18 protein-coding genes are annotated in these 22,349 nt (G+C 63.0%); all 18 read left to right on the forward strand.

The window, feature by feature from the left end:
• Positions 1-6: 6 nt before the first annotated feature.
• The 18 genes from ACZ2GY_RS06380 (at position 7) to dnaE (ending at position 22,345) form a co-directional block, all read left to right on the forward strand.
• A complete protein-coding gene (locus tag ACZ2GY_RS06380; protein WP_277357825.1) occupies positions 7-1,797 on the forward strand; it encodes a peptidoglycan D,D-transpeptidase FtsI family protein in 1,791 nt (596 codons plus the stop codon).
• Positions 1,798-1,848: 51 nt separating this feature from the next.
• Positions 1,849-3,450: a UDP-N-acetylmuramoyl-L-alanyl-D-glutamate--2,6-diaminopimelate ligase gene (locus ACZ2GY_RS06385; protein WP_471673558.1), complete on the forward strand. Its 1,602-nt coding sequence runs from the start codon at positions 1,849-1,851 to the stop codon at positions 3,448-3,450.
• A gap of 6 nt (positions 3,451-3,456) precedes the next feature.
• Positions 3,457-4,980, forward strand: a complete 1,524-nt coding sequence (locus ACZ2GY_RS06390) for a UDP-N-acetylmuramoyl-tripeptide--D-alanyl-D-alanine ligase (RefSeq protein ID WP_277357824.1) — start codon at positions 3,457-3,459, stop codon at positions 4,978-4,980.
• On the forward strand, positions 4,977-6,080 hold the full coding sequence (gene mraY, locus ACZ2GY_RS06395; protein WP_056547130.1) for a phospho-N-acetylmuramoyl-pentapeptide-transferase: 1,104 nt from the start codon (positions 4,977-4,979) through the stop codon (positions 6,078-6,080). Before ACZ2GY_RS06390 ends, mraY begins: the two co-directional genes overlap by 4 nt.
• Positions 6,062-7,642: a UDP-N-acetylmuramoyl-L-alanine--D-glutamate ligase gene (gene murD, locus ACZ2GY_RS06400; protein ID WP_277357823.1), complete on the forward strand. Its 1,581-nt coding sequence runs from the start codon at positions 6,062-6,064 to the stop codon at positions 7,640-7,642. Before mraY ends, murD begins: the two co-directional genes overlap by 19 nt.
• Positions 7,642-9,012, forward strand: a complete 1,371-nt coding sequence (gene ftsW / locus ACZ2GY_RS06405; RefSeq protein ID WP_277357822.1) for a putative lipid II flippase FtsW — start codon at positions 7,642-7,644, stop codon at positions 9,010-9,012. Before murD ends, ftsW begins: the two co-directional genes overlap by 1 nt.
• 17 nt (positions 9,013-9,029) lie before the next feature.
• Positions 9,030-10,145, forward strand: a complete 1,116-nt coding sequence (murG, locus tag ACZ2GY_RS06410) for an undecaprenyldiphospho-muramoylpentapeptide beta-N-acetylglucosaminyltransferase (RefSeq protein WP_277357821.1) — start codon at positions 9,030-9,032, stop codon at positions 10,143-10,145.
• Positions 10,142-11,545 (forward strand): UDP-N-acetylmuramate--L-alanine ligase, encoded by a 1,404-nt coding sequence (gene murC, locus ACZ2GY_RS06415; RefSeq protein WP_277357820.1) that lies wholly within the window; start codon positions 10,142-10,144, stop codon positions 11,543-11,545. The genes murG and murC overlap by 4 nt, the downstream gene beginning before the upstream one ends.
• Complete coding sequence (locus ACZ2GY_RS06420; RefSeq protein ID WP_277357819.1) at positions 11,542-12,444, forward strand: cell division protein FtsQ/DivIB; 903 nt, start codon at positions 11,542-11,544, stop codon at positions 12,442-12,444. The genes murC and ACZ2GY_RS06420 overlap by 4 nt, the downstream gene beginning before the upstream one ends.
• A gap of 178 nt (positions 12,445-12,622) precedes the next feature.
• Entirely contained in the window at positions 12,623-13,822 is a 1,200-nt protein-coding gene (gene ftsZ, locus ACZ2GY_RS06425; protein WP_056547145.1) for a cell division protein FtsZ, read from the forward strand.
• A 3-nt stretch (positions 13,823-13,825) separates the two neighbouring features.
• Positions 13,826-14,542 (forward strand): purine nucleoside phosphorylase YfiH/LACC1 family protein, encoded by a 717-nt coding sequence (locus tag ACZ2GY_RS06430; protein WP_277357818.1) that lies wholly within the window; start codon positions 13,826-13,828, stop codon positions 14,540-14,542.
• Complete coding sequence (locus ACZ2GY_RS06435; RefSeq protein WP_471673314.1) at positions 14,535-15,284, forward strand: YggS family pyridoxal phosphate-dependent enzyme; 750 nt, start codon at positions 14,535-14,537, stop codon at positions 15,282-15,284. Before ACZ2GY_RS06430 ends, ACZ2GY_RS06435 begins: the two co-directional genes overlap by 8 nt.
• A 112-nt stretch (positions 15,285-15,396) precedes the next feature.
• Positions 15,397-15,912, forward strand: coding sequence for a cell division protein SepF (locus ACZ2GY_RS06440; RefSeq protein WP_471673315.1), 516 nt, complete (start codon positions 15,397-15,399; stop codon positions 15,910-15,912).
• 57 nt (positions 15,913-15,969) lie between these two features.
• Positions 15,970-16,263 (forward strand): YggT family protein, encoded by a 294-nt coding sequence (locus ACZ2GY_RS06445; RefSeq protein ID WP_471673316.1) that lies wholly within the window; start codon positions 15,970-15,972, stop codon positions 16,261-16,263.
• A 152-nt stretch (positions 16,264-16,415) separates the two neighbouring features.
• Positions 16,416-17,075: a DivIVA domain-containing protein gene (locus ACZ2GY_RS06450; RefSeq protein WP_471673317.1), complete on the forward strand. Its 660-nt coding sequence runs from the start codon at positions 16,416-16,418 to the stop codon at positions 17,073-17,075.
• Between the two features lie 119 nt (positions 17,076-17,194).
• Positions 17,195-17,797 (forward strand): signal peptidase II, encoded by a 603-nt coding sequence (gene lspA / locus ACZ2GY_RS06455; protein WP_471673318.1) that lies wholly within the window; start codon positions 17,195-17,197, stop codon positions 17,795-17,797.
• Positions 17,784-18,719, forward strand: coding sequence for an RluA family pseudouridine synthase (locus tag ACZ2GY_RS06460; protein WP_471673319.1), 936 nt, complete (start codon positions 17,784-17,786; stop codon positions 18,717-18,719). Before lspA ends, ACZ2GY_RS06460 begins: the two co-directional genes overlap by 14 nt.
• 149 nt (positions 18,720-18,868) lie before the next feature.
• Positions 18,869-22,345, forward strand: coding sequence for a DNA polymerase III subunit alpha (gene dnaE, locus ACZ2GY_RS06465; RefSeq protein WP_471673559.1), 3,477 nt, complete (start codon positions 18,869-18,871; stop codon positions 22,343-22,345).
• Positions 22,346-22,349: the final 4 nt, after the last annotated feature.

Genomic DNA, 22,349 nt, shown 5'->3' on the forward strand with positions numbered 1-22,349 from the left:
ATCACGGTGGCACCAGCCGACAACCCCCAACATGAAACATTACGGGTCGCGCTCGGAGCCGCTAGGCTCAGGGTCGGACTGGCCTTTGTCCTGATTCTGCTGCTGGTCCTTGGGGTTCGCCTTTTCCAGGTCCAGGGCCTCGACCCCGACGGAATGGCGCAGGTCGGCCTGAACAAGCGACTGGTTACCCAGCAGGTGCCGGCACTGCGTGGCAGCATCCTTGATGACGAGGGCAACGAGCTGGCGCACACGGTGCAGCGCTTCGATATTGTGGTTGACCAGACGCTCAGCGGCGGTGAAACCTTCGACCGGTACAACCGGGAGACCGGTAAGCGGGTTGAGGACATCCCCATGGAGCAGGGGTTCGAGGAGCTCTCAACAATCCTTGGAGAGGACGTCGCCACGCTCAAGTCCTCCATCCTCGGAGACGCCAAGTTTGCCTTCGTTGCGCGTTCGGTGACGCCCGACATCAGGAACCAGGTGCTTGCTGTCGGGATGCCGGGAGTCTACGCCGACCCCACGACACTGCGCACGTACCCATCGGGAGCAGTAGCGGGCTCGATTCTCGGGTTCATGAGCGGTGACGGACGCGCCCTGAGTGGAATCGAACTCACCCAGGAGGAACAGCTGACGGGGACACCGGGCAGCCGCACCTTCGAGATCGGCGGCGACGGTATACGCATTCCATACGCGACCAACGAGGACGTGCCCGCACAGGATGGCCAATCGGTGCGGCTGACCATCGATCAGGACCTCCAGTACTTCGCACAGCAGACCATTGCCGCGCAGGTCGAGGACTACAACGCCGAATGGGGCAATATTGTTGTTGTGGAGGCCAAAACCGGTGCCATCAAAGCGATGGCAGAGTCAACCACGCCCGACCCCAACGACTATGCGGCGACTGCTCCTGAGTTTTGGAAGCCGCTGTCAGTCACCGCCTCCTTTGAGCCGGGTTCCACCACCAAGCTGATCACCATGGCTGCCGCGCTGGAGGAGGGGATCATCGAACCGACCAGCAGGTTCGAAACACCGCCCACCTATACCGTGGACGGGCAGACCTTCAAGGACGCGTTCGAGCACGGGACGGAAAAGCGCACAGCGGCCGGTATTTTCGCCAAGTCCATGAACACCGGAACGGTCATGATCGGTGAGCAGCTGAGCAAGCAGCAGCGCTATGACTGGCTGCGAAAGTTCGGCATCGGCGAACCGCTCAATGTGGGGCTCAACGGCGAGACGGCAGGGATTCTCCCGACGCCGGACTCGTGGGATGAACGCCAGCAGTACACCGTCCTCTTCGGTCAGGGACTCGCGCAGACCGCATTGCACACCGCCATGGTGTACCAGGCCGTCGCCAACGACGGCGTCCGACTGCAGCCCCGCCTCATCGACGCCTACATCGATGCAGACGGCACCGAGCACGTCGTTCCGCAGGCAGAGGGTACAAGGGTGGTGTCCCAAGAGACGGCGGATCAGCTTCACACCATGCTGGAAACCGTCACGGTGGAAGGGTCCGGAGCTTCTGGAGCACTCGAGCAGTACCGGGTGGGATCCAAGACGGGTACCGCTGAAGCGCCCAGTCCACAGGGCGGCTATGACGGCTACACTCTCTCCTACGCCGGAATGGCCCCGATGGAGGACCCGCAGTACATTGTCGTCGTCACCCTTCAGCGGCCTCAGGGTGACCTGTACTATCTGGTTCCGGGGGAGTCCTTCCAAAAGGTCATGAAGTATGTTCTGAACTCGAACAACATCCCACCCTCGACCGGTAAGCCCGAGACTTACCCGGTCAAGTACTGAACCGCGTAAGCAGGCCCCAACGTGTCCACAAATGAAGAGTCCGCTGCGCTCATGCGTCCGGACGCCGTCGTCCCCCGCACCATGGATGAGGTGCTTGCCGAGCTCCCGTCGGAGCTCGCCCGCGTGCAGCTCGTAACCGGACCCCACGACGGCGGTGCGCCCGCTTCGATCACGGGCGTCACCATTGATTCCCGGGAAGTTCGTGCCGGCGACCTCTACATTGCACTGCCGGGCACGGGTCGCCATGGGGCTGACTTCACCGGTCAAGCCGTTGCGGCCGGAGCCACGGCAGTGCTCACGGATGACCAGGGAGTGGCTGTCGCCGAGCCGGCGCTGAGCGGCTCGAGGATTCCGCTGTACCGGGCAGCACCGGTGCGGGATTACGTCGGACCACTTGCCGCCGTCGTTTTCAATAGCCAGCCGGCCGGCAGCCGTCCCGTGCTCTATGGGGTGACCGGCACCAATGGGAAGACCACCACGACCTACTTCCTGACTGCACTGGAGTCGGCGCTCGGCAGGAGTACCGGACTGATCGGAACCATCGAGATCCGGGTAGGGGAAACGGTTATCCCGTCCATCCTCACTACGCCCGAATCTCCGCAGGTGCACGGCATCCTGGCGCTGATGAGGGAGCGGGGTATCGAAGCTGCTGCCATGGAGGTTTCCTCGCATGCCATTGAGTACCGTCGTGTCGACGGAGTGCACTTTGACGTTGCGGGCTTCACCAATCTGACCCAGGACCATCTGGATCTCCACGGAAGCATGGAAGAGTACTTCGCCGCGAAGGCTGCCCTGTTCCGGCCGAACCGGACCCGCCGCGCCGTCGTCCTGATCGACGATTCCTGGGGGCGCCGCATCGCGGACCAAGCCGGCGTCGAGACGCTTACGGTGTCAGTGACCGGTGCGTCGGAGGCGGATTGGAACGTCTCGGAGATACAGCGCACCGGCCTCGGACATACCTTCACACTCATTGGTCCGCAGAGACAGCAGTTGCGGCTTCGCTGCGGCCTCCCCGGCACCTTCAACGTAGCCAACGCCGCTCTGGCTGCGGTGATGGTTCTGGCTTCGGGCGTTGAGGCGGATACGCTCCAGCGGGCTGCGGACGCGCACGATCCGTTCACCACCCAGGTACCCGGCCGCATGCAGCTGATTGCTGAGCGTCCGGCTGCCATTGTTGACTTCGCACACAATCCCGACGCGTTGGAGCTTACGCTCGACTCGGTGCGCGTGCCGGACGCCGGCTCCCGTGTGATCGTGGTTTTCGGCGCTACCGGGCAGAGGGACGTCTCGAAGCGCCCGATCATGGGCGCCACGGCAGCCAGGCGGGCCGACGTCGTGATCATCACGGATGACGATCCCCATGATGAGGACGCGGCCGGCATCCGTGCGGACGTGCTTGAGGGTGCTCGCGTTGCACGGGACGGCGAGAACCTGTCGTGCGAAATCATTGAGGTGTTCCCGCGTGCTGCGGCTATTGATCGAGCGGTGGCTCTTGCCCGGCAAGGCGATGTGGTCCTTGTCGCCGGGCGTGGCCATGAGGTGTGGCAGGAGGTCAAGGGCGTGAATCTTCCACTCGATGACCGGGTTGAGCTGGCGGCCGCATTGACACGGCACGGATTCTCTGCGCTTTCCGGCAACAGGATAGAGTCCTAGATCGTCATGATTGAATTCAGCGCAGCCGACATCGCGGCAGTCACAGGCGGAACGCTCTCCCTGTCGGCTCAAGGGGCTCCTTCTTTGGTTGTCCATTCAGCCACCACCGACTCTCGGGAAAGCCGCCCGGGTGGTCTCTTCATCGCAAAGCCGGGTGAGTCCACAGACGGCCATCACTTCGTCTCCAGTGCCTTCGCGAACGGTGCGGTCCTGGCCCTTGTCGAGCGGCCGGTAATGGACGACGCCGGCACTGACTTCCCCGCTGTGGTGGTGCCCGATGCCGTGGAGGCAATGGGCCGGCTCGCCGGAGAGGTGGTGCGCCGCCTCCGTGCGCACTCACCACTGACGGTCATCGGCATCACGGGTTCAGCGGGCAAAACCACCACGAAGGACGTACTTGCGCAGCTTCTCCGCCAGGAGGGGCCCACCGTTTCCCCCATCGGCTCGTACAACGGTGAGATTGGGGTTCCGCTGACGGTTTTCTCCGCCGAGTACGGCACCCGCTACCTGGTCATTGAGATGGGCGCCACGGGCGTCGGGCACATCGAGTACCTTGCCTCCATGGTGCAGCCGGACATCGGAATAGTCCTGTGCGTCGGATCCGCGCACGCGGGTGAGTTCGGCGGCGTCGACATGATTGCCAAGGCCAAGGGGGAGCTGCCGCGGTCCCTTGGTTCAAACGGTGTGGCCATCCTTAATGGTGATGACCGGCGGGTACTGGCGATGGCTGATCAGACCCAGGCACAGACCGTCCTCTTTACCGAGGACTCCACCTTTGACGAGCCGGGCAGCAGTGTCGTCCGTGCTGCGGATGTAACGCTCTCCGTCGAAGGTAATCCGTGTTTCACCCTGCACCTCCCGGACGGTGGTCGTCACGAGGTTCGGCCGCTGCTGATCGGACGGCATCATGTCGCCAACCTCCTCGCGGCCGCTTCCGCTGCCCACCTCCTCGGGATTCCGGGGGATCGAATCGCTGCCGGACTGTGCACCGCCCGGGCGGTCAGCCGCTGGCGGATGGAGCGTACCGACAGGCCGGACGGCGTGACGGTGATCAATGACGCCTACAACGCCAACCCGGAGTCGATGCGTGCGGCGCTTGCGACGCTCGCCGAGCTGGGGCGCGGCCGTCGCACCTGGGCAGTACTCGGTGAGATGCTCGAGCTGGGCGAGGACTCCATCACTGCCCACGATGCACTTGGCAGGGTGGTTGTCCGGCTCAATATCTCCAAGCTGCTGGTTGTCGGGTCCGGGGCCAAAGCACTCCACACCGGAGCAGTGCTGGAAGGATCATGGGGAGACGAAGCGGTCTTCGTTCAAGATGTCTCCCAGGCCGAGGAAATCCTCGATCGGGAACTGCAGCCGGGTGACCTTGTCCTCGTGAAATCCTCGAATGGTGCCGGTCTCCGCCATCTGGGTGATCGGCTAGCATTGGCGTCAGACAACTCGTCGGCGGTGCCAGAAGCAGCCCCGGGATCACAGGCTGAATTGAATGGACCCGGTCCAATGAACCAAGGGGGGCCCTCGCTGTGATTGCGCTGTTGATTGCCTCCGCCTCCGCATTGCTTCTTGCACTTGTCGGCACACCACTTTTCATCAGGCTCCTCGTCCGAAAGAGCTACGGCCAGTTCATTCGCGACGACGGCCCAACGGCCCACCATACAAAGCGCGGGACGCCCACCATGGGCGGTGCCGTCATCGTCGGATCGGTTGTTCTCGCTTACTTCGCCACACACCTGATCATGATGGCGGCGGGTGGCTCCGACGGGCCGACCGTGTCCGGTCTCCTGCTGCTGATGGTCACCGTAGGCATGGGAGTCGTCGGCTTCTTCGACGACTACATCAAGATTTCAAAGCAGCGAAGCCTGGGACTCAGCGCACCGGCGAAGATCATAGGGCAAACCCTGGTGGGTGTTTTGTTTGCCGTGCTGGCCCTGAACTTCCCGGATGAGAATGGACGTACGCCGGCGTCGACTGCTATCTCCTTTGTCAGGGATACAGCAGTCGACCTGGCATTCGCCGGTTCGATTATCGGCGCCATCCTCTTCGTTCTGTGGTCCATTCTCATCATTACCGCCGCAACGAACGGCGTGAACCTGGCGGACGGCCTGGACGGACTGGCCACCGGTGCATCAGTCTTTGTCTTCGGCGCTTACATGCTGATGGGCATCTGGCAGTTCAACCAGAGGTGCGCATCGCCGGAGGTTCCAACCAACATCTGTTACGAGGTCCGCGACCCCTTGGACCTGGCGCTGATCGCCGGTGCGATGTGCGGAGCTCTGGTGGGATTCCTCTGGTGGAACACCTCACCGGCCAAAATTTTCATGGGAGACACCGGATCGCTCGCGATCGGCGGAGCAATTGCGGGATTCGCTATTCTCTCCCGCACCCAGCTTCTCCTGGTCATCATGGCGGGGCTGTTCGTCATGATCACGCTGTCCGTGATCATCCAGGTAGGCTTCTTCAAACTGTCCGGAGGCAAGCGGGTCTTCAAAATGGCGCCGCTCCAGCATCACTTCGAGCTCAAGGGGTGGCAGGAAGTCACGGTGGTTGTGCGGTTCTGGATCCTTGCCGGACTGTTCGTCGCTGTCGCGCTCGGTATCTTCTACGCTGAATGGGTTGTACTTCTGTGAGTGGTACAGGTGCCCAGGAGAGCTCTGACCGCCTTGAAAGCCTGACGTCGTGGGACGCTGACTGGGCAGGGCTACGCGTCGTGGTAACGGGGATCGGCCTGTCCGGTTTCTCTGCCGCTGACACGCTGATCGAACTCGGTGCACGGGTTGTGGTGTGCGACTCCTCGGATTCCGAAGAGAACAGGGCGAAGGCGGACACCCTTCGCATCGTCGGGGCAGTGGACGTCCTGCTCGGGGCCGAGGCCGCTGCTACGCTCCCACAGGTGGACGGCGAAGCGCCCGAACTGGTGGTGACCTCTCCCGGTTGGCGTCCTGATCAGCCCCTGCTCGCTGCGGCCGCCGCTGCCGGAATCCCGGTATGGGGTGATGTCGAACTCGCATGGCGCGTACGAGTGCGCCGGGGCAGGTCCACCGCTGAGTGGTTGACCATCACCGGAACCAATGGCAAGACAACCACTGTCACCTTGGCGGAATCGATGCTCCGCGCCGGAGGCCTTCGCGCCATCGCCGCGGGGAACGTCGGCACGCCGCTGCTCGACGCCATCCGGGACCCGCAGGGCTACGATGTGATCGCCGTCGAACTCTCAAGTTTCCAGCTGCACTGGAGTTCGAGCCTCGCGCCGCTCGCCAGTGTCTGCCTGAATCTGGCCGAAGATCACGTGGACTGGCACGGAGGATTCGAAGCCTACCGGGCGGCCAAGGCAATGATCTACGAGAACACCCGCGTGGCCTGTGTGTACAACGCCGAAGACGAAGCCACCGAGCGGATGGTGGAGGATGCTGATGTCCAGGAAGGCTGCCGGGCGATCGGCTTCACCACCAATACCCCTGCCATCAGCATGCTCGGGGTTGTAGACGGTCTGCTGGTGGATCGTGCGTATATCGAACAGCGGAAGGATTCAGCGGCGGAACTGGCCTCGGTGACGGACCTCGGGGAAGTGGTTCCCCGCCACCTCGTTGCCAACGCCCTGGCAGCGGCGGCCCTGGTGCGGGCAGCGGGCGTCCCGGCGGCCGCTGTGCGTGAAGGCATCCGTAACTACCAGCCGTCCGGGCATCGAATCGAGCTTGTTGCGGCACGGGACGGCGTGCTCTGGATCAACGATTCCAAGGCAACCAATCCGCACGCGGCACACGCAGCCCTGTCCTCCTTCTCCAGTGTCGTCTGGATTGCGGGTGGGCTTTCCAAGGGCGTCGACTACAACAGCCTGGTCAGGGATAACGCAGCCCGCTTCAAGGCGGCTGTCCTTATCGGCCGCGACAGTTCTGACCTAGCCGCTGCTCTCAGCCGACACGCGCCCGATGTTCCCGTGATAGTTCCAGCCGCGGGTCACACTGGTAGAGACGAGCTGCCGTCCCAGCACTCGAGTTCAGACGGCGTTCAGGCAATGCGCGCCGCTGTCACCGAAGCGCTGCGTATCGCCGTTGACGGCGACACTGTTCTCATGGCGCCGGCAGCAGCGTCGATGGACCAGTTCCCTTCCTACGCTCACCGTGGCACCGCATTCATCGAGGCGGTTCGCGGGATTGTGGAGGGGCAGGGATTCACCGCTAAGGAGTTGTAATGGTCAGCACGCCCACCCGGCATCCGCGCCGGAGGCCGGCGGCGCGGCAACACTCCGGCAGCAGGGGCTCGTCCCGGGTCAACGCTTCTGGCAATCCTGCGGCGGATGCCATTGCGGCGCGCCCGGAGCGCAAGGGCGTTCTTGGTGCCTTCGGACGCATGTGGCGCTTTCTCGAGGGTTCGGACCGGCAGACCAGCGGCTCCAGCTATTACATGATTCTCGGCGCCACGCTGGCGCTGACGGCCATCGGGCTCATGATGGTGCTCTCGGCGTCGTCTGTTGAATCGATTGCCAATGCAGCATCCACGGTCGAGCCAACTGATGAGGGCGCGATCGTCTTTGACTTCTTCTTCAAACAGAGCATGTATGCGGTGCTCGGCGTGGTGCTGATGCTCGTCCTGTCCAGATTGGGGCCGCGGGTTTTCAAGTTCCTTGCGTGGCCGGGGCTCGGCGTCGCTATTGTCCTGCTGGTACTGGTGCTGCTCATTGGCGAGAACATCAACGGAAACCAGAACTGGATCCGGATCGGCAACCAGTCTCTTCAGCCTTCAGAACCCGCAAAGCTCGCACTCGCGTTGTGGTGCGCCACGGTCCTGGAACGCAAGCGCGGCCTGATCCGTGACTGGAAGCACGCGCTCATACCTGTAGCACCGCTCGGAGGAGTCATCCTCCTGCTCGTGATGCTGGGCGGTGACCTCGGTACAGCGATCATCCTCGGAATGATCATGGCAGCAGCGCTGTTTTTTGCCGGCGCACCAATGAAGCTGTTTACGCTGGTCGGCCTCCTCGGAATTGCCGGCGCTTTCGGCGCCATCCTCCTCAACAGCACACGAAGTACCCGCATCCAGGCCTGGCTCAGACTGAACTGCGAAAGCGCGACGGATCCCTGTTTTCAAACGAACCAGGGGCTTTTCGCACTGGCGTCCGGGGGCTGGTGGGGAGTGGGAATCGGCCAGAGCCGGCAGAAGTGGAACTGGATCCCGGAAGCGCACAATGACTTCATCTTCGCCATCATCGGTGAAGAATTCGGGTTGATCGGTACCCTCGTAGTGATCGCGCTTTTCGGAATCCTCGCGGTGGCAACCCTCCGGGTGGCACGGCGTTACACCGACCCCTTCGTGCGCATCCTCATGGGCTCCATCCTCGTGTGGCTGATCGGCCAGGCCTTTGTGAACATCGGCATGGTCACGGGCGTTCTTCCCGTCATCGGTGTGCCGCTGCCGTTCATCTCCTACGGCGGTTCTGCCCTCACCTTCACGCTTGCCGCCGTCGGTGTGCTCCTTGCCTTTGCGCGGCGGATGCCGCCCGCCGTGCCTGGCACTGCCGGACCGGCCGTCAGCTCCAACCAGACTTCTGCAAGCGACAAGTGAAAGATCAAGAGAACCCATTGACTGAATCTGCTGCCCTGTCGGTCGTGCTCGCCGGCGGGGGAACTGCCGGGCACATCAGCCCATTGCTAGCCATTGCACGAGCTCTGGTCGAGGCCCGCCCGGACGCCCGGGTGCTTGCCGTCGGAACGGCCGCCGGAATGGAGACCCGCCTTGTTCCTGCGGCCGGTTTCCGGCTGGAAACCATTGAACGGGTGCCCATGCCCCGCCGTCCGTCCGTCGATCTGTTGAAACTGCCGGTCCGTCTGGTCCGAGCCGTGCGGCAGGCGCTGAAGATTATCGACGCGGCGCAGGCTGACGTCGTCGTCGGGGTTGGCGGGTATGTGTCCACGCCGCTCTATCTTGCGGCCTGGATCCGCCGCGTTCCCGTGGCCATCCATGAAGCTAATGCCCGCCCCGGCCTGGCCAACCGGCTTGGCGCGCGTATTGCCCGGAGCGTTGCGGTGGCATTCCGCGGCACCGGACTGCCGGACGAGCAATGGGTGGGCATGCCCATGCGGCGGGAGATTTCCACCCTGGACCGGGCGGCCGCCCGTCGGAAAGCGCGGGTAAGCCTTGGGCTGGACCCGGATCGTGCAACGCTCATCGTGACCGGCGGTTCCTCCGGCGCTGCGAGCATCAACCGGGCGGTCGCCGCAGCGGCGCCAAAAATGGTCGATGACGCAGCGCAGGTACAGGTGCTTCATATCACCGGACGCGGCAAGCAGGTTCCCGGCCCCGACGGCGCGCTCCTTGCTGCCGAGGGGTACCGGCAGGTCGAATATGTGGACGGTATGGAGAATGTCTACTCGGCGGCAGACCTGCTGTTGGCGCGTGCAGGCGCAGCAACCGTCTGTGAAGTTGCGGCAGTCGGGTTGCCCACTGTGTTCGTGCCCTTGCCGCACGGAAACGGTGAGCAGCGGCGAAACGCTTCGGGGCTGGTGGACGCAGGCGCCGCCCTCATGATCGAGGATGCGCAGCTTACTGGTGACTGGCTGCTTACCGAAGCCCTGCCGCTGGTGCAGGACCCTGTGCGTCTCGAGAACATGTCCCGCGCCGCGGCGCCGCTCGGTGTGCGCGACGCGGACGTCCGCATGGCGGAGCTCATCATCGACGCCGCGGGAGGCCGCTCATGAGTGCAGTTATCCAGGATCTCGGCCGGGTCCATTTCATTGGGCTCGGCGGAGCGGGCATGTCCGCTGTGGCGCGGGTCCTCCTCGGCCGCTCAGTAGCGGTGTCAGGGTCCGATGCCGCTGACTCGCGCGGCCTGCAGGCTCTCGCCGCGCTGGGCGCAACGGTGCACGTCGGCCACGAGGGAGCGAACGTCGGTGCCGCAGATACCGTGGTGGTTTCCAGCGCAATCCGGGAGACCAACCCCGAGCTCGTTGAAGCAAAAACGCGCGGCCTGCGCGTCCTGCATCGTTCGGAAGCGCTTGCTGCCGCGATGGACGGGCGGAAAGTGGTTGCTGTTGCCGGCACGCACGGCAAAACCACGACGACGGCGATGATCACCGTCATGCTGCAGGCCGCCGGAACCCGTCCATCGTTTGCGATCGGTGGGGACGTCGCGGCGCTTGGAGTCAACGCTGAATGGGCGGAGGGGGAAGTCTTCGTGGCGGAGGCAGATGAGTCGGACGGCTCTTTCCTCAACTACCGTCCTCACGTTGGCGTTGTCACCAACGTCGAGGCGGATCACCTGGACCACTATGGGTCCGCTGCTGCAGTGTACGAATCGTTCGATCGGTTCGCTGCGCTGCTGCCGGCCGACGCCGGCGTGTTGGTAGCATGCCGTGACGACGACGGCGCTGCCGCCCTGGCGGCGCGAATCGCCGGTTCCCGCCGGGTGCGGACCTACGGCTACTGTGCCGGCGCAGACGTTCGAATCAGCAACACCCGCGCGCTCGGCAGCACGTCGAACAGCGTCCTTTCCTTCTCTATCGATGGACTCGACAGCCAGCAGGAACTCCAGCTGGGGGTGCCTGGGCGGCACAATGTCCTGAATGCGGCAGCGGCGTTCAGCGTCGGGTTGGAGTTGGGCGTGGATCCGGCTGCTGCTGCCGCGGGCCTCGCATCCTTTTCCGGTGCTGCCAGACGGTTCGAGGCTAAGGGTGAAGCAGGCGGTGTGCGCGTCTTCGATGACTACGCCCATCACCCCACGGAGGTGGCGGCCGCGCTGGGCGCTGCCCGGACCGTCGCGGGAGACCACCGCGTGCACGTCCTGTTTCAACCGCACCTTTTCTCCCGCACTCAGGAGTTTGCCAAGGAGTTCGCCGGCGCTCTGTCACTGGCTGATACGGTGCGCGTGCTTGACATCTATGCCGCAAGGGAAGACCCGGTGGAGGGAGTGACGAGCCGGCTCATCAGCGACCGGCTCACGGTTCCGGGCGGGTACGCGCCCGATGCAGACGAGGCACTGCGGGAGATGGTCATTACGGCGCAGAGCGGTGACATCATTCTGACGGTCGGAGCAGGCGACGTTACCCGCTTCGGTCCGCTGCTGGTTGACCTCCTTGCAGGAAAGGGGCATCCACAGTGACAGCACGTCCTCCGCGCAAGCCGGGCAGGGCATCGACGCCGGCCAACACAGCGTCGGGAAATGAAACCATCACCGCCGAGAAGCAGGTGCATCCTCCTCAGTCCAGCAGAATGCGGGGAAGCAGAATATCCGCATCGAAAGAAGCACCTGTTGCCCTGTTGGACCGCGAGGACGACGACGGCACGGTCATTGCTTTTCCGGAACCTCCCGGCCGCCGGCGCAGGAGGTGGTGGCTGACGGGCATCATCTCAACGGTGCTGATCGTCGCGGGCGTAATCGCCTATCTGGTGTTCTCACCGGCGCTTGCAGTACGTTCCCTCGAGGTGCAGGGGAACCAATTGGTACCGGAGGACCAGATTACGGCGGCACTGGAGCCGCTGATGGGAAGGTCTCTGACCCAGATCGGGGACGACGACGTCCGCACACTGCTAGAAGGGTTCGCTCCGATCGAGAATATCTCCGTGGCCGCGGCACCACCGTCCACCCTGAGCGTGACTGTCACGGAGCGCACCCCTGTTGCAATCCTTGAGAGCGGCGGTAAGTACATCCTCATAGACGCAGAAGGCCGGCAGCTCACCACGGTCACTGACAGGAAGTCCGTTGCCTTGCCCCTCATCGACGGAGGTACGAATGCCGTCAACAGTGCGGTCTTCTCGTCAATTACCGATGTCCTTGCCGCCCTGCCCGCAGCTATCCGGGAGCGCCTGGTTCACGCATCGGCAAAGTCAATCGACTCCGTTGAGCTGAAGCTGACGGACGGGAAAACAATTTTCTGGGGGAGTGCCGAGGAGAACGAGGCAAAGGCCCGTGTCATCGCCGCGCTGCTTACTCTTCCGCAGCAGGATGCGCCGGTTAGCGTCTACGACGTAAGCACACCATCGAGGCCGGTAACCCGATGAGTTTTCCGACACGCGGGAGTGGTCATTGCATGCCGGTGGCCGGGCACCTAGCGTCTCAATAAGAAACTACTTGACATAACATTAACTTTCAACCTGAAGGTGAATGTTAGCAAGTTGAAGGTTGGAACCTCCAGCCCATAACCCAACCAGCGCACAGATCGAACAAGGGACACAGGACGTGGCAGCACCGCAGAATTACTTGGCCGTCATCAAGGTCGTCGGCATCGGCGGCGGTGGCGTGAACGCCGTCAACCGAATGATCGAGGTTGGCCTGCGCGGCGTGGAGTTCATCGCCATCAACACTGACGCGCAGGCACTACTCATGAGTGACGCCGATGTGAAGCTCGACGTCGGACGCGAACTCACCCGTGGACTGGGCGCCGGAGCTGATCCGGAAGTGGGCCGGAAGGCGGCCGAAGATCACGCCGAGGAGATTGAGGAAGTCATCCGCGGCGCGGACATGGTGTTCGTGACCGCAGGAGAAGGCGGCGGCACCGGTACCGGAGGCGCACCCGTTGTCGCGCGGATTGCGCGTTCTCTTGGTGCGTTGACCATCGGCGTAGTGACCCGGCCGTTTACGTTCGAAGGTCGCCGGCGCTCCAACCAGGCAGAAACCGGTATCGACACACTTCGAGATGAAGTCGACACCCTGATTGTCATTCCGAATGACCGTCTTCTGTCCATCAGCGACCGCAACGTTTCCATGCTTGACGCGTTCCGCTCAGCGGACCAGGTGCTGCTCTCGGGTGTCCAGGGCATCACGGACCTCATCACCACGCCGGGCCTGATCAACCTCGACTTCGCAGACGTGAAGTCGGTCATGCAGGGCGCAGGTTCGGCTCTCATGGGCATTGGCTCCGCCCGCGGTGAGGATCGTGCAGTCAAGGCAGCGGAACTGGCGATCGCCTCGCCGCTCCTCGAAGCTTCCATCGACGGCGCCCACGGCGTTCTGCTGTCCATTCAGGGCGGATCGGATCTCGGGCTGTTCGAAATCAACGAGGCAGCGCGCCTCGTGCAGGAAGTTGCGCACCCGGAGGCAAACATCATCTTCGGTGCGGTGATCGACGACGCACTGGGAGACGAGGCGCGGGTCACGGTTATCGCAGCAGGTTTCGATCAGGTGGATGCCACGTCGCAACCAGCAGCGCCCGCGGCAAAGCCGGCCTCAGCTCCCGCCATCGGGCGCGAGTCCGCACCGGCTCCGCAGACCGTCGCGGCAGGAGCAGGCTACGGTTCGTGGTCGCAGCACTCGTCCAACGGACGAGGCAACGATGTTCCGGGTGACGCCGGGTTCGATGTGGACCTGCCGGCCGTCGTCGAGCCTGACTACTCGACCGGACGTTCCGATGACCTGGACGTTCCCGATTTCCTGAAGTAGCCGTTGTTCTTCTGGACATCGCTCGTAGCGCCCGGTATCCGGGTTGCCTTCACTGATCGTGGCGCGGGAAACCTCGCTCCGCGCATCGGGGGCAACCCGGATGCCGCCGTTCGTTCCAGGCAGGCGCTGGAGCTTGAACTCGGAACTGGCCCTGGTTCACTCCGTTTCATGAACCAGACCCACTCGACCGTCGTAGCAGAGGCAGGATCCCAGGACGTGCCCGAGGCTGATGCCCTGGTGAGCCCGACCGGCACGGACCCACTCGCCGTCCTCGTTGCTGACTGCGTTCCGGTGGTGCTCGTCGGGTCCGCTGCCCGTCATGAACCCGTGACGGCGGTCATCCACGCCGGACGAAGAGGGGTTGAAGGAAACATAGCCGGACGCACAGTTGCTGAACTGCAGCGCCACGGGGCGGAATCCATTTCAGCGTGGATCGGGCCGTCCGTGTGCGGCCGGTGCTACGAGGTGCCGGCGGACATGCGCGAGGAGGTTGCCCAGGCCGTGCCACTGACTCACTGCAGCACACATTGGGGGACACCTTCGCTCAACCTTCCCGCCGGTGTTCGCGGTCAACTCGAGGCACTCGGAGTTTCCGTGCAAGATCTCGGCGGGGGCGGCAATCCGTGCACGCTTGAGAACGAAAGTCTGTTCTCCCACCGTGCCGTCCGGCAGGGTAGGCCGGCGGGCCGTCTGGCAGGGTTGGTGTGGCGGGATGGCTGACACCTCGGGAAGGCGCGCTGAACTGGAGGCCAACCTTCAGCGGGTCAACAAACGGATTGATGACGCGATGGCGGCATGCGGAGGCAGGAACAGACCTACGCTCATTGTCGTGACCAAGTTCTTCCCGCCGCAGGACCTTCTACTGCTCCATGAGCTCGGGGTTCGGGACGTCGGTGAGAACCGCGACCAGGAGGCTGCTGTCAAAGCCCGGGAGGTTCCGGATCCGGAACTGCGCTGGCACTTCATCGGCCAACTGCAGACCAACAAGGCCCGGTCGGTTGTGGGCTACGCCCACTCCGTGCACTCCGTCGACCGCAGCTCCCTGGTGAGCGCTCTGGAAAAGGCGATGGCAGGTCGCGCCGAAAACCCTGGTTCCCTTGCGGGAGGAACTGCGCGCGGCCTTCCTGCCCTGCTGGACTGCTTCGTTCAGGTCAACCTGTCAGCCGAGGGCGCCGGTCGCGGGGGAGCCCATCCTTCCGATGCCCTCGAAGTCGCCGCGAGGATTCATGACGCCGAACATCTGCGCCTGGCGGGAGTGATGACCGTTGCGCCCCTTGGCGGGGACCCCCGCGAAGCCTTCAGCCGGCTCGCTGACCTCTCCGCCGACCTCGTCTCCCGCTACCCGGCGGCAAGCGGCATCTCGGCAGGGATGAGCGGTGACCTTGAGTACGCTGTCGCGGCCGGTGCGACACACCTTCGCATCGGTTCAGATGTCCTCGGTGCCCGCCCACCCGTGGGGTAGCGTCAACGCTGTAACCGCGGGGAATCCCAGGAGGTGCCTGGGCGGTGTTGAATCACACCTTGCTTTACATTCTGCATGACGGATGCAGGACGAAGGACTGACAGGAGCAACCATGGCTGGCGCACTGCGCAAGACAATGATTTACCTTGGGCTCGCCGACGGTGACGAGCACTACGAGCCCGAGCCAAAGACATCCCACAGCAGGAATGAGGAATACTCCGTGGACTACGACCGCGACGAGCGCCATGTCGAAGCCGCGCCGGCAGCAAAGGCGGCCCCGGAGGAGTACCGCGCCCCGGTCACGCCCATCAAGCGGGCGCAGTCTGCACGCGAGGACGCCTCATCGCTGCGCCAGATCACCACGGTGCATCCGCGCTCCTACAATGACGCGAAAATTATCGGAGAAAGCTTTCGCGACGGCATTCCTGTCATCATGAACGTCACCGACATGGGCGAGGGTGACGCCAAGCGGCTGGTGGACTTTTCGGCCGGGCTCGTCTTCGGGCTTCATGGGTCCATCGAGCGTGTCACCAACAAGGTATTCCTGCTGTCGCCCTCCTATATCGAGGTCCTCGGGGAAGATCAGAAGACCAGCGACGGGCAAGCGAGTTTCTTCAATCAAAGCTGACACTGTTTACTGGTACTCGTAACTATTCCGTTCATGCCAGAGGACTGTGACTGACACGTGAGCTTGGTCTTCGCCCTGATCTACCTGGTGCTGATGCTGTTCCAGCTCGCGCTGATCATTCGTATTGTTTATGACGCCGTTCAGATGTTTGCCCGTAATTGGCGCCCCAGGCGGCTGGCGCTGGTTCTTGCATCCATGGTGTACGCAGTGACGGATCCGCCTATCCGGTTGTTTCGCCGGCTCATCCCGCCGCTCCGGTTGGGTGGCGTTTCGCTTGACCTGGCGTTCATCGTGGTGTTCCTGGGGGCCACTATCCTCAAGGCCATTGCAGGTTCACTGGCTATGGCTTGATCCGGTTAGTTTTCGAGACCTAAAAGATATACGCTGAATCACATATTGGTGTGAAGCAGGAGGTTTTACCTCCACAAGCATGTCCACAATTCGGTAACGTTGTCAGGTCTGCTCGACAGGCGGCTTCGACTAAATCCATATGAGGTGACCAGATGGCCCTGACGCCAGAAGATGTTGTCAACAAGCGGTTTCAGCCGACCAAGTTCCGGGAAGGCTATGACCAGGACGAGGTGGACGACTTCCTCGACGAGATCGTCGTGGAATTGCGCCGCCTGAACCAGGAAAACGACGACCTTCGCCGCCAGCTTTCGGAAGTCCCCACGGGCACCGCGCAGAATGCTGCCGTCCCTGCTCCGGTGGCCGCCAGCAGCACCGCTACCGAAGAGGTTCGCGAGGAAGAGAAGCCCGAGGAGCCCAAGGTGGAAGCACCGAAGGCCGAGGAGCGCCCGGCACCCCAGCCAGCCGCCGCAGCTGCACCTGTCCAGCAGGGCGGCACCGCGGAATCCGCGGCCGGCGTCCTCGCCATGGCTCAGAAGCTTCACGACGAGTACGTCAACGCCGGCGTTGAGCAGCGCGACAAAATCATCGCCGAAGCGCAGATCGAAGCAAGCGGCCTCGTCAATGACGCACAGGAGAAGAGCCGCAAGGTTCTCGGCGCACTGGAGCAGCAGAAGGCAGTCCTCGAGCGCAAGGTCGAGCAGCTCCGTAGCTTCGAGCGTGACTACCGCTCCCGCCTCAAGGCATACATCGAAGGTCAGCTTCGCGACCTCGATTCCCGCGGTTCTGTTGCATCGGAAACTGCAGACGCCTAGGCAGAACCCAGGCTCACGAGGCCAGTCGCCGGTTTATCCGGCGGCTGGCCTCTGCCGTACTCTGGATGGAGAGCCAAGCGTCCACTGCCGCCTCTTCGGCGCTCACAACTGAAAGCACCATGACCGAGCATCCTTCCGCCTCAGGCCCCGATTCCGGCCGGTCGCACCGCAAGCACGGCAAACGCATCGGAGCCCGTTACGCGCTGCTTCTGGTCGCGTTCGCACTGGTCGCCTACATCATCGATCAGCTCACCAAAGTCTGGGTCGTCTCCACTATGGTGGAGGGCCAGATCACCGAGGTGCTGCCGCCCCTGCTGAGCTGGCATTTCATTCGCAACTCCGGGGCCGCTTTTTCCATCGGAACAGAGATCACCTGGGTCTTCACCATCATCCAGGCCCTCGTATCCATAGCGATCATCACGCAGATCGGCAAGGTCGCATCAAAAGGCTGGGCTGTCGCACTGGGACTGGTTCTGGGCGGCGCCGTCGGGAACCTCACCGACCGGTTATTTCGAGAGCCCTCGTTTGGCCAGGGCCATGTCGTCGACTTCATCGCCCTGCCGAATTTTGCGATTTTCAACATCGCAGACATCGCCGTGGTCAGTGGAGTCATTCTTATTTGCCTGCTGACGCTGCGCGGCATCGGTATGGATGGGCTGCGCAGCAATGAAGAGCGGGAGGATGCGGACGCTGCCGAGGTGGCTGACGATGAACGCCCGTAGTACTACCTTCGACATTCCTGCGGCGGCTGCAGGCCAACGCATCGATGCGGTGCTCGCAGACTTGTCCGGGGTATCCCGTTCGGTCGCTGCCGGATGGTGCAGCGGCGGGAACGTCACCATGGACGGTGCACCCGTCCAGAAGTCAACCCGTGCCGTCGCGGGCGGATCACTCACCGTCGTTGTACCGGAGAAAATCGATCCCTTGCGGATCGTGGCCGAGCCGGTTGACGGAATGGGCATCCTTTTTGACGACGATGACCTGGTGGTCATCGATAAGCCGGTGGGAGTTGCGGCTCACCCGTCCCCTGGATGGGTGGGACCCACTGTCGTGGGAGCGCTGGCGGCTGCCGGGTACCGGATTTCCACGACCGGTGCACCCGAGCGGGTAGGTATAGTCCACAGACTCGACGTTGGGACCTCCGGAGCGATGGTGGTTGCCAAGAGTGAGCATGCCTATACCGTGCTCAAGCAGGCTTTCCGGGATCGGACCGTAGACAAGCAGTATCACGCGCTGGTCCAGGGGCTACCGGATCCGCTCCAGGGAACTATCGAGGCGCCCATCGGCCGCCACCCGGCGCACGACTGGAAGTTCGCCGTCATGGAGGACGGCCGTCCATCGGTGACCCACTACGCAGTGGAGGAAGCGTTCGGGAAGGCAAGTCTCGTCAAGGTCCGCCTGGAGACCGGGCGTACGCATCAGATCCGCGTGCATTTCTCCGCTCTGCGCCACCCATGCGCCGGTGACCTGACGTATGGGGCGGACCCCCGGCTGGCGGCGGAGCTCGGACTCACCCGGCAATGGCTGCACGCCAGCATGCTTTCGTTTGACCATCCGCGCAGCGGCGAACGGGTAGCCGTCGAAAGCGGGTTCCCCATGGACCTGCAGTATGCACTCGATGCGCTGACCGGCGGAACGGTCTGAGACCGACACCCGCTTGCAGGCGCGCGGGAAGCGTCCCCGGCGCTCGCTAGAATGAGTTGGTGGTTTCCTCAGCTCCGTCCTCATCCCCAGTGGCCCCGGCTTCGTCGCGGGACTCCTTCGTCCACCTTCACAACCACACCGAGTACTCGATGCTCGATGGCGCTGCCCGCCTGAGTGATCTCTTCAGCCATACGGCGGAGCTCGGCATGAACGCGTTGGCCACGACCGACCACGGGTTCGTGTTTGGGGCCTTCGACTTCTGGAACAAGGCCCGTGATGCGGGAGTGAAGCCGATTGTCGGAGTCGAGGCCTACCTGACGCCCGGCACCGCCCGTGCGGACAAGACCCGTGTCAAGTGGGGAGGAGGCGGACGCGATGACGTATCGGGTGCGGGCGCGTACACCCACATGACCCTGTGGTCGGAAACCACCGAGGGCATGCACAATCTCTTCCGGATGTCCTCGCTGGCTTCGCTGGAGGGCTATCTGTACAAGCCGCGCATGGACCGCGACCTGCTGCAGACCTACGGCAAAGGGCTGATTGCAACCACCGGTTGCCCCTCGGGAGAAGTCCAGACAAAGCTGCGACTCGGCCTGTACCGGGAGGCAGTTCAGGCGGCATCCGACTTCCGCGACATCTTCGGTCGCGAAAATTTCTTCTGTGAACTCATGGACCATGGGTTGGATATTGAGCGGAACGTCCAGGCGGACCTCATCAAGCTCGCCCGTGAACTGGGCCTTCCCCTCGTGGCCACCAATGACCTCCACTACACCCATGCAGAGGATGCCAAGGCGCACGCGGCGCTGCTGTGCGTGCAGTCCGGTTCCACCATGGCGGACCCCAAGCGCTTCAAGTTCGACGCCGATGAGTTCTACCTCAAGTCGCCGGCCGAGATGCGGGCAATTTTCCGTGACTTCCCTGAGGCTTGCGACAACACGCTGCTTATTGCCGAGCGGTGTGACGTCGAGTTCAACACCAAGGCGAACTACATGCCGCGCTTTCCGGTTCCCGAGGGTGAGAACGAGCAGTCCTGGTTCGTCAAGGAAGTCGAGACGGGCCTGCAGTACCGCTACCCGGCCGGCGTACCCGATGACGTCCGCAAGCAGGCGGAGTTTGAGGTCGGCGTCATCACGCAGATGGGCTTCCCGGGCTACTTCCTGGTTGTGGCCGACTTCATCAACTGGGCCAAGAACAACGGCATCCGGGTGGGTCCCGGGCGCGGATCCGGTGCCGGTTCCATGGTGGCGTACGCCATGCGCATCACGGACCTGGACCCCCTGAAGCACGGCCTCATCTTCGAGCGGTTCCTCAACCCCGAGCGCGTCTCCATGCCGGACTTCGACGTGGACTTTGACGATCGCCGCCGCTCCGAGGTCATCCGGTACGTAACTGAAAAGTATGGCGACGAGCGCGTCGCCATGATCGTCACTTACGGCACCATCAAGGCCAAGCAGGCACTCAAGGACTCCTCGCGTGTGATGGGCTATCCGTTCTCCACGGGGGAGCGCCTCACCAAGGCCATGCCGCCGGACGTCATGGGCAAGGGGCTCGCATTGGCGGACGTGCACAACAAGGACGCCAAGCGGTTCTCGGAGGCGGAGGAACTGCGGGAACTCCTGAAGACCGATGCCGAGTCTGCGAAGGTATTCGAGACAGCCCTGGGACTGGAGGGGCTGAAACGCCAGTGGGGTGTGCACGCGGCCGGGGTCATCATGTCCTCCGACCCGCTGATCGACATCATTCCGATCATGCGTCGTGATCAGGACGGCCAGATCATCACGCAGTTCGATTACCCCACGTGCGAGGGTCTCGGCCTGATCAAAATGGATTTCCTCGGTCTGAGGAACCTGACGATCATCACCGACGCCGTTGAGAACATCAAGGCCAACCAGGGCGAGGACCTCGTTCTGGAAGACCTCGAACTCGACGACCGGGAGTCTTATGAGCTGCTGGCGCGTGGCGACACCCTTGGCGTCTTCCAGCTCGACGGCGGGCCCATGCGCTCGCTTCTGAAGCTCATGCGCCCCGACAACTTCGAAGACATTTCAGCGGTCCTCGCTCTCTACCGCCCTGGTCCCATGGGCGTGAATTCACATACGAACTATGCCCTGCGCAAAAACGGAATGCAGGAGATCGAGCCGATCCACCCAGAACTCGAGGGACCACTGGAGGAGATTCTCGGCGGCACCTACGGCCTGATCGTGTACCAGGAGCAAGTTATGTCGGCCGCACAGAAGCTGGCGAACTTCACATTGGGCCAGGCGGATATGCTGCGCCGCGCCATGGGCAAGAAGAAGAAGTCCGAGCTGGACAAGCAGCAAGCGGACTTCTTCGCCGGAATGAAGGCCAACGGTTATTCACAGTCGGCTATGGACAAGCTCTGGATCGTGCTTGAGTCATTCTCCGACTACGCCTTCAACAAGGCTCATACCGCGGCGTACGGACTGGTGTCCTACTGGACCGCGTTCCTCAAGGCGCACTACCCTGCCGAATACATGGCGGCACTGCTGACCAGTGTCGGCGATGACAAGGACAAGCTGGCCATCTACCTCAACGAGTGCCGACGGATGGGCATTACAGTGCTGCCCCCGGACGTCAACGAGTCGAGCGTCAACTTCACTCCGGTCGGGACTGATATCCGCTTCGGGATGGGCGCAATTCGCAACGTCGGCGCAAACGTGGTCGGCGGGATGGTGGCTGCTCGGGAGGAGAAGGGTGCGTTTGAATCCTTCTCCGACTTCCTGCAGAAGGTGCCCGCCGTCGTCTGCAATAAGCGGACGATCGAGTCGCTCATCAAGGCCGGTGCCTTCGACTCTCTGGGTCATCCCCGCCGCGCACTGGCGATGATCCACGAGGAAGCCGTGGATTCCGTCGTCGTGCTCAAGCGTAATGAAGCCGCCAACCAGTTCGATCTCTTCAGCGCCTTCGATGATCCGGGCGTCGGAACCGGGCTTTCGGTCGAGGTTCCGGACCTGCCGGAATGGGCAAAAAAGGACAAGCTCGCTTTCGAGCGGGACATGCTGGGCCTCTACGTATCCGACCATCCCCTCCAGGGCCTGGAAGGCTTGCTCAGCCAACATGCTGATTCCGCCATCACCTCCATTATCGGCGAAGACGGCCCGGCCGACGGCGCCCCCGTGACCATTGCCGGAATGATCACCTCTCTCCAGCGCCGCATCGCCAAGAATAGCGGAAACGCCTACGCCAGGGCCGAAATTGAAGATCTTGGCGGATCGATGGAAGTGATGTTCTTCGGGCAGGTCTACGGACCGATCGCGTCGGTACTCGAGGAGGATTTAATCGTGGTGGTTCGCGGACGCCTGCAACGGCGCGACGACGGCGCGGTCACCCTCAACGCCCAGGAACTTTCCGTTCCGGATCTGACGGAGGGCCACTCCGGCCCGGTGGTCATTTCCATGCTTCACCACAGGGCTACCGAACCCGTAATCCATGAACTCGGCTCAGTGCTGAGACAGCACCGGGGCAACTCCGAGGTGCGGCTGCATGTCCGTAAGGAACGCCAGATGTCAGTGCTATCGCTGCCGGTTGACCTTCGGGTCAACCCGACGCCGGCGTTGTTCGGGGACCTCAAGGTGCTTCTTGGACCAACGTGCCTCGATGCATGAGTTC

Source organism: Arthrobacter sp. KKT183 (assembly GCF_055657625.1).

Bases quoted from the DNA above. Each gene is read 5' to 3' on its own strand.
- ACZ2GY_RS06460 (WP_471673319.1), top strand. From the start codon at position 17,784: ATGAACGCCCGTAGTACTACCTTCGACATTCCTGCGGCGGCTGCAGGC.
- murC (WP_277357820.1), top strand. From the start codon at position 10,142: ATGAGTGCAGTTATCCAGGATCTCGGCCGGGTCCATTTCATTGGGCTC.
- ACZ2GY_RS06440 (WP_471673315.1), top strand. From the start codon at position 15,397: ATGGCTGGCGCACTGCGCAAGACAATGATTTACCTTGGGCTCGCCGAC.
- ACZ2GY_RS06435 (WP_471673314.1), top strand. From the start codon at position 14,535: ATGGCTGACACCTCGGGAAGGCGCGCTGAACTGGAGGCCAACCTTCAG.
- lspA (WP_471673318.1), top strand. From the start codon at position 17,195: ATGACCGAGCATCCTTCCGCCTCAGGCCCCGATTCCGGCCGGTCGCAC.
- ACZ2GY_RS06390 (WP_277357824.1), top strand. From the start codon at position 3,457: ATGATTGAATTCAGCGCAGCCGACATCGCGGCAGTCACAGGCGGAACG.
- ftsW (WP_277357822.1), top strand. From the start codon at position 7,642: ATGGTCAGCACGCCCACCCGGCATCCGCGCCGGAGGCCGGCGGCGCGG.
- ACZ2GY_RS06385 (WP_471673558.1), top strand. From the start codon at position 1,849: ATGCGTCCGGACGCCGTCGTCCCCCGCACCATGGATGAGGTGCTTGCC.
- ACZ2GY_RS06450 (WP_471673317.1), top strand. From the start codon at position 16,416: ATGGCCCTGACGCCAGAAGATGTTGTCAACAAGCGGTTTCAGCCGACC.
- dnaE (WP_471673559.1), top strand. From the start codon at position 18,869: ATGCTCGATGGCGCTGCCCGCCTGAGTGATCTCTTCAGCCATACGGCG.
- murD (WP_277357823.1), top strand. From the start codon at position 6,062: ATGGGTTGTACTTCTGTGAGTGGTACAGGTGCCCAGGAGAGCTCTGAC.